Genomic DNA, 7,545 nt, shown 5'->3' with positions numbered 1-7,545 from the left:
CAGTCTAGAGCGCGCCCAGCGTTCGCTCCTGGTACATCGAATACGGGCTGCCGATTCGCAGCCGCAATTCTCAATCCGTCTCCTTCTGTGACGTAGTTTGTGAATATTTCTCCAGACCGACGTAGTCTGTTGTATTCGAGTTGTTCGCTTTGCTTCAGTTCTTCGCCATACTCCCTCGCCATCATCCCGATTGCTCCAGAGAATAGGGTGTCACGGTAGTTGTCCTCGACGCCAAGTGATCGCCTAATCATTGATATGTCATTGTTGACATTCGATATTTCGCCGATGACGGTTGCAACTCCAATAGAGGATTGCCTATCCAGTTTGACCGGTGATACGCAATAATCTGCGACATAGATAATTGCCCGCATCACATCAGAGACTTCTGGATGTGAATCAATCAATATGTAGTCATAGCTTTGGTGCAACCCGTTCAACACGAAGCCAATGGTCTTCATGTGCGAGAGAAGTGACATGTTGTTCTCTCGTATGTTGTTTGTGCTCGGTAGCTTGTCGACAGACACCGTAGATAATCGAGGGTCTGCGGGGATCAAGTCAATGCCTGCTCCGCACGAGTGAATGTCTATGTCCTGAGTTTGAGGTGAGGCGCTATACAACTGCTGAAACTTGTTGAATAGCGTCGTTCCTGTCGGTGTGCCTGTTCCGAATCCTTCAATTAGCTTGGGGAAAAAACGGCCTGATATTCCCCCGCGCTGATAGTCTGCATCAATGACCAAGACGCGCTTTCCTTCAAAGCGGTTTAGTGCAGTTGCAATGTGATAGCAAGCGGTGGTCTTTCCGACGCCGCCTTTTTCACTAATAAATCCAACTACCGTAGCCATTACTCAGCTCCTTTTTTGCTCTCAATTTTTTCTTGGCCAGAATATATTCGAACGTGCGCGACTAACGACTTGGCGATCACTTCGCCCAGTCGCACTGGCACTGCATTGCCAATTAATCGCCCCATTTTATTGAATCTGATGGGCACTCCCTCGGGAGCAAATGCATAAGTTTCCGGAAAAGTTTGGAGCATGGCTGCCTCTCGTAGTGAGATTGCTCGATCTTGCTCTGGATGCCCAAATCGACCGTTTCCATAGCCATAACACTGTGTGGTGATCGTTGGAGCTGGATGATCCCATTCCATCCGACCATACACACTTGGATACGTAGCTCCAGTCTTCCTTTTGTGGCAGGTTGCCTGCAATTCTGACGGCCAGTCCCGCCATGTCCCGCCAGGGCGAGATGCCTTAATTCGGGATAAATTCAAGGGGCTCAATGAGGGGGCCATGTGCAGTTCATCGTCGGGATGGCTCTCACCCGCTCGGATAGCCGGCAATGCGCCGATCACGTGCCGGACAGTTGTATCGCGCACGGCATCCTTCGTCAATTTCAGTCCCTTGTTACCTAGCCTTGATGCAAGTAGTACGAGTCGCTTTCGTGTCTGTGGTACCCCTATTGATGAGCACTCGACGACCGCCCACCATTTCTTGTAGCCCACCAGGCTCTTGAGCAACTGTTCAAAAACCGGATGGTCGGCGAGTTGCGGCACGTTCTCCATTGTGACGAGATCAGGCTTTAGCTTCTTCGCCAAACGTCCGAACGCAGATACCAAGGGCCATTGCGATTCGTACTCGCTATTCCGGCCACTCCGGCTATAGGTTGAAAAAGGCTGGCAAGGTGCGCAGCCGGCCAGGAGCGTGACATCCGCTCCGACAAAGTAAGGTGTTATCTGTTCCGCAGTTAGGTTCGCGACATCACACTCAACGAAGGCTGCTGCGTTGTTGGCTTCGAAGGGATATCTGCAACTTGGGTCGATATCGAAGCCTGCTGTGATCTCAATGCCCCCCTGCACCAAACCGTGAGTGAGCCCTCCTACGCCGCAGAACAGATCCACCCCCATGATTTTTGGGGGAGAAATACAGAAAACAGTGGATTCGCTAATCATGCGGGTCTCCGTTCCGCAAGTAAGTACTCGAAGCTATCAAGGTATCCATTGAAGCAGCCAACGACCTCACACAAATAGTCGACCGTCTTCACTTTTAGATCGACCAACCTTGCGACGGTCACATCCTCGGCACACTGTGCGAAGGAAATAGATCCGTGTGCAAGTCGATTTCGGAGCTGCTTTACTAGAGTGAGTGGCCCCAGATCATCCTGGAATCGACGCTTGACTGCTCTGTACACCGGCTCGCTCACGACTAACTGGAAGCCGAGGCGTTTGCTGATTGCTTCGATGGCTTGGTCATCCCAATTGCCTCCGCCTCCCTTGTCGATAACAAACTCGGTAATGGGTAGTGAGCCAACCAAGTGATCGCAAAGATGAAGTGCGCTCTCCAGTCGATGATCCGGGGTGAGTTCTTCGTGGGTGCGGGCCATTACCCGAACCCATTCACGTCGAAGTGACTGGCTCAAATCAGAGGGCGTCCAGCGATTATTTTCCTTGGCCGCCTCGGTAACTGCCTCAATACACCGCGACATGGTGGATTCGACCAAGTTATACAGTTGCAAGTACACACTCGAATAAAGAATGCGTTGCTGCTGTGCGCTGATTGGGAACTTTGCGCCTTCCAGCCTAGGCGGACCTTGCTGGGCGCACATCTCCATCGCAGAGAGAAACTCCAGATAGGCATCCACTTCGGCCAGTCGTTCTTGAAAGCCGGTGATGAGCGCGCTCATTCACACCTCAAAAGCTTATTGCGTACGAACCCTGTGCGCTCCCGGAGGCGGGCGATGGCATTGGCGCCATCCGAGCCCGTGACCTTGATGAAGTCATCGCTTGTCAACCATGGAAGAACGTCAGCAACAGCTTCATGGGTGAGGGTGGGGCGCTCGGACAAGGCCAAGCGTGAGCCAACGGCGATGGCCTCAAAGCGTGCTCTGGGCGTCGCTTTGCCATTGCTGTTCCGTCTGAATCCGTGTGGGAATACACGTTCGATGAAATCGAATGTTTCTGCAAACCGCGCCCGATATTGGTCCAATAGGGCGGGCTCTTTCTCCGCCAGAACATTCATCTGCTTCACGTAGTTGAAGATAAATTCCGATGGGCGATCCTTGTACCCGTTCAAACCATCGCTGTATGCGAAGAACCGTGCAACAAGCTCTTCGCGCTCTCGTTCATCCCGTTCCTTTTTCGAGACTGGTGCAAGCTCCTCGAACTTGGGTGCAACGGCAAGCTCTACGATTAGGTCCATGAATGGGCCGGCAAGTGCGCCGCGGCGAACTTCTGCTTTGTTGGCAATCTTGCTGCCAGTGTTGATCCGTTCGAACATGTCGAAGCGTGCCTGCTCATCAGCGTGCTCGTTTAGAACGATGCCGCGAATGGATCGATTGTTGATTTTTCGTTGCCTAGACTCCGGCAAGTCGGAGAACTTAAATCCCGATAGAGCCGTCAATCCGTCCAGTTCCCCTAGCCGCAGGTCTCCGAGCACAAACTCTTCAATAGAGCGAAGGCGCTGGGAGCCATCAACGATTTCAAGTTTGCCATTCGGCATCTCCCAGAAGAACAAAAACGGGATCGGCAGGCCAAGTAAGAGCGACTCAATGAAGCGAGATTTTCGATCTTCTTCCCAAGTGTAGGCACGTTGATAGGGTGGCACGACGAACTCGCCTTTATTCATCTTTCCAGCCAGGAGTTCCACGGAATACTCCGTGAGGTAAAACTCGATTCGCTTGGACAGTTCGACAATCTGGGCTTCTGCCAAGGCGATATCGGCCTCTGTCTTTGGCGGAATTTCTTTCAGTTTTCTCATGTCTTGTTGTCCGACTGATTCTCATGGCGCTGTAGGTGCACCGTAGGGTGCTTCGAGGTCATACCTAGCTCTACCAATCTCCTTACTGCCTCAGGGCGAGTAGGCAGATCGTTCTGCGCCTTGCGCCATAAATCAATCGCATCAAGCAAAGTAGCCTGGAATCTGGTTCCAACGAGAGTACCAGTCGTAGATGCTCGTCGTTTGGGCTGTTGGTCATTCATGATGTGGCTACCATGTTTTCGTGTTAACACGATACCACAAAGGTGTGCTTGTGATCATTTTGGCGCGCGTGCCTAATGGTAGTGACACTGCCATCAACGCAGGAGTTCTTGATGCAAAGGTCTGCTTTCAGGGATATTTCCAGCCAATTACGAGCGGCCGCTCCTGGCTGATATCGCCTGCTTGAAGACCGAGCTGCGGTGTTACGAGCAGACCCGCCCCCGGCTGATTTCTCCCCGATTTCGACGAATCCCCCGCCGGCATCGCCTCAGGACGCATCGGCATTGACGCATTTTCAGGCGAAGTCGGCTTCTTCTTCCCCTGCCATCGCCCAATCCCGAGTCATCGCCGCCTGAAAATCAGTCAATCGAGACTTCCCGTTCCCCGTTGTCGCCTGAAAATGAGGCGACGGCGGTGGGCGGAAAGCCGGCGTCGATGGGTTTTTACCCGACGCCGGCTCTCCGCCAGCCTCGGGCTCAGGTTGCGCTGGCCTTGCCGGGGGTGATGGTTTTCCGGCGGATGCCGGAGCGCAGGCTGTCGCGCAGCGGGGCGACGTTGTCGGCCTTGCCGAAGACCTTGAGCAGGGCGTAGCCGTCGTAGCTGGCGCTGAGGATGTCGCTGCCCAGGGCGATCTGGGTGTCAGCGCATTTGGCGGCCAGGGCTTCGATGCGGTTGAGGCGCGGGCGCAGCAGGTCGAAGGCGGCGAAGTCGCGCTTCAGTTCGTCCAGGTCGAAGCCCGGGGGCAGGGCCTGGCGGTTCTGGTCGAGGATAGCGGCGGTCTGGCGGCAGAAGCTTTCGGTCTTGTCGCCGAGCTTGGAGAGGCGGCGCATCTGGTCGGCGTCGAGGGACACGAAAGCCTTGAGGATGCGATCGATGGTGTCGAGGGCGGCATCCAACTGGGGGAGCTCTTCGGCGAGGTCGAGGGAGGTCAGGTTCTGGGTCATGCGAGGGCTCCGATAGCGGTGGGGAATGGCGCAAGCGGCTGTTCTATCCGCGTCTGCGCGGGATGAATAATACATAAACCTATGCGTTGTGGCTTTTCTGGCGTGCTGCCGGGCCGTGAATTGGGCGGAGAATCCGCGCTTCTTCCGGCCTTGCCCGAGGGGGGAGGAGGGGGACCATGGCGAGCATGAACAGTAGTCTCAACCTGCGCACCCTTTTCGCCCCGAGCAACATCCGTACGCTCGCCGGGCCGCTGCTCATCATCCTGATTCTGGCGATGATGGTGCTGCCGCTGCCGGCCTTCGTCCTCGACCTGATGTTCACCTTCAACATTGCCGTGTCGGTGATGGTGATGCTGGTGGCGATGTACACCAAGAAGCCGCTGGACTTCTCGGTCTTTCCGACGGTCCTGCTGGTCACCACGCTGCTGCGCCTGTCGCTCAACGTGGCGTCCACCCGGGTGGTGCTGCTCGAAGGGCATACCGGCCCCGACGCCGCCGGCAAGGTGATCGAGGCCTTCGGGCACTTTCTGGTGGGCGGCAACACGGCGGTGGGCCTGGTGGTGTTCATCATCCTGACGCTGATCAACTTCGTGGTGATTACCAAGGGTGCCGGGCGGATCGCCGAAGTGGGCGCGCGCTTTACCCTCGATGCGATGCCTGGCAAGCAGATGGCCATCGACGCCGACTTGAACGCCGGCCTCATCGACGAGAAGGAAGCCAAGAAGCGCCGCGCCGAAACCTCGCAGGAGGCCGACTTCTACGGCGCCATGGACGGTGCCTCGAAGTTTGTTCGCGGCGATGCGGTGGCGGGCATCCTGATCATGGTCATCAACGTGGTCGGCGGGCTGATCGTGGGGGTGCTCCAGCACAACATGGAGCTGGGTCAGGCGGCCAACAACTACACCCTGCTGACCATCGGTGACGGCCTGGTGGCGCAGTTGCCGGCGCTGATCATCTCGGTGGCGGCCGGTCTGGTGGTGTCCCGGGTGGGCGACGAGGGGGACATGGGCTCCCAGCTGATCGGGCAGGTCTTCTCCAACCCGCAGGTGTTGGTTCTGACGGCAGCGATTCTGGGCATCCTCGGCCTGATTCCGGGCATGCCCAACTTCGTGTTCCTGCTGCTGGCCGGGGGGCTGGGCTTCATGGCCTGGCGGGGCGGGCTGCGCGAGGGGGCCGCCGCCGAGGGCGAGGAGGTGCCGGTGGCGGCGCCGGTGGTCCCCGCCGAAAACCTGGAGGCCAGCTGGACCGATGTGACGCCGGTGGATGTGCTGGGTCTGGAGGTGGGCTATCGCCTGATTCCGATGGTGGACAAGGGCCAGGACGGGGAGCTGCTCAAGCGCATCCGCGGCCTGCGCAAGAAGTTCGCCCGCGACATCGGCTTTCTCGGTGCGCCGGTGCACATCCGCGACAACCTGGAACTCAAGCCCAACGCCTACCGGATTGTGCTGAAGGGGGTCGAGATCGGTACCGGGGCGGCGTATCCCGGGCAGTTCATGGCCATCAACCCGGGGCGCGTCACCGGCCCGCTCAATGGTCGCGAAACCACCGACCCGGCCTTTGGCCTGCCAGCGGTATGGATCGACGCCAGCCAGCGGGAGCAGGCCCACGCCCTCGGCTATACGGTGGTGGATGCCAGCACCGTGGTGGCGACTCACCTGAATCACCTGATTCTGAGCCACGCCTCCGAGTTTCTCGGGCGCACCGAAACCCAGGCGCTGCTGGATCACATCGCCAAGGAAAACCCCAAGCTGGTCGAAGACCTGGTGCCCAAGCTGCTGCCGCTGGCCTCGGTGCAGCGGGTGCTCCAGAACCTGCTCGACGAGGGGGTCAACATCCGCGACATGCGGACCATCGTCGAAGTGCTGGCCGAATACGCGCCGCGCATCCAGGACCCGCTGGAACTCACCACGCGGGTGCGTCAGGCCCTGGGCCGGGCCATCGTGCAGGGGCTCTTCCCGGGCAACGGCGAGGTCCAGGTCATGGCCCTCGATCCGGGCCTGGAGCGCGTCCTCATGCAGGCCATGGCCGGCGGCGGGCCGGAAGGCGGGGCCATCGAGCCGGGCCTCGCCGACACCCTGCTGCGCGAAACTGCGGCGGCCGCCCAGCGCATGGAAGACATCGGCCTGCCCGCGGTGCTGCTGGTGCCGGCGCCGCTGCGCTGGCTGCTGTCGCGCTTCCTGCGGCGGGCCGTGCCGACCCTCAAGGTGGTGGCCAATTCCGAGGTGCCCGAAACCCGCCTGATCCGCGTGTCGGCCATGATTTCTGCCGCGCCCTGACGATCCCCTCCCGTTGTCGCGGGAATAACGCCCTAAAACCTGTCTTTTCCCGGCCATCGAAAGACGCCCGGCTGGGGATAATCGAAGTTACCGAAGTGCCCGCTCGGGGTCTCAACCCCCGGGCTTAGTGAGAGCCTTCGTACTCCGGAGACAGCAGCATGAACGTCAAGCGCTATTTTGCCAAAACCGCCCGCGAGGCCCTTCGCATGCTGAAGGAAGAGCTCGGGCCGGATGCTGTTGTCCTCTCCAATCGGGCTGCCAACGGCGGTGTCGAGATCCTCGCCCTGCCGGCCGGCGATGTGGCCACCCTGCAGGCGCAGCGCGCGCGCGCGCAGGCCCAGAGCGCCCTGCCTGCCG

The 7,545-nt window shown here is 58.5% G+C and carries 6 protein-coding genes and 1 pseudogene; 2 read left to right on the top strand and 5 right to left on the bottom strand.

Annotated elements, in window-relative coordinates:
- The 5 genes from ETQ85_RS22455 to ETQ85_RS22430 form a co-directional block, all read right to left on the bottom strand.
- On the bottom strand, window positions 1-842 hold an 842-nt coding region (locus tag ETQ85_RS22455), incomplete at its 3' end, for a ParA family protein (RefSeq protein WP_148581320.1).
- Window positions 842-1,945, bottom strand: a complete 1,104-nt coding sequence (locus ETQ85_RS22450; RefSeq protein WP_148581288.1) for a DNA cytosine methyltransferase — start codon at window positions 1,943-1,945, stop codon at window positions 842-844. The genes ETQ85_RS22450 and ETQ85_RS22455, both read right to left, overlap by 1 nt.
- Window positions 1,942-2,676 carry an MAE_28990/MAE_18760 family HEPN-like nuclease gene (locus ETQ85_RS22445; RefSeq protein ID WP_148581287.1) on the bottom strand — a complete coding sequence of 245 codons (735 nt, stop codon included), beginning with the start codon at window positions 2,674-2,676 and terminating at the stop codon, window positions 1,942-1,944. Before ETQ85_RS22445 ends, ETQ85_RS22450 begins: the two co-directional genes overlap by 4 nt.
- A complete protein-coding gene (locus ETQ85_RS22440; RefSeq protein WP_148581286.1) occupies window positions 2,673-3,749 on the bottom strand; it encodes a DUF262 domain-containing protein in 1,077 nt (358 codons plus the stop codon). Before ETQ85_RS22440 ends, ETQ85_RS22445 begins: the two co-directional genes overlap by 4 nt.
- 695 nt (window positions 3,750-4,444) lie before the next feature.
- Window positions 4,445-4,912: a hypothetical protein gene (locus tag ETQ85_RS22430; protein ID WP_148581284.1), complete on the bottom strand. Its 468-nt coding sequence runs from the start codon at window positions 4,910-4,912 to the stop codon at window positions 4,445-4,447.
- 185 nt (window positions 4,913-5,097) lie between these two features.
- On the opposite strand from ETQ85_RS22430, the gene flhA reads away from it, so the two are divergent.
- Both flhA and flhF read left to right on the top strand, forming a co-directional pair.
- Window positions 5,098-7,188, top strand: a complete 2,091-nt coding sequence (flhA, locus tag ETQ85_RS22425) for a flagellar biosynthesis protein FlhA (RefSeq protein WP_148581319.1) — start codon at window positions 5,098-5,100, stop codon at window positions 7,186-7,188.
- Between the two features lie 158 nt (window positions 7,189-7,346).
- Window positions 7,347-7,545, top strand: a pseudogene (flhF, locus tag ETQ85_RS22420) (flagellar biosynthesis protein FlhF); the annotation flags it as partial.

The sequence above is a fragment of the Zoogloea oleivorans genome, from assembly GCF_008107625.1.
Classification (GTDB): domain Bacteria; phylum Pseudomonadota; class Gammaproteobacteria; order Burkholderiales; family Rhodocyclaceae; genus Zoogloea; species Zoogloea oleivorans.
The sequence above is the reverse complement of the archived record's forward strand: the minus strand, read 5'-3'. Positions and strand labels throughout refer to the sequence as shown.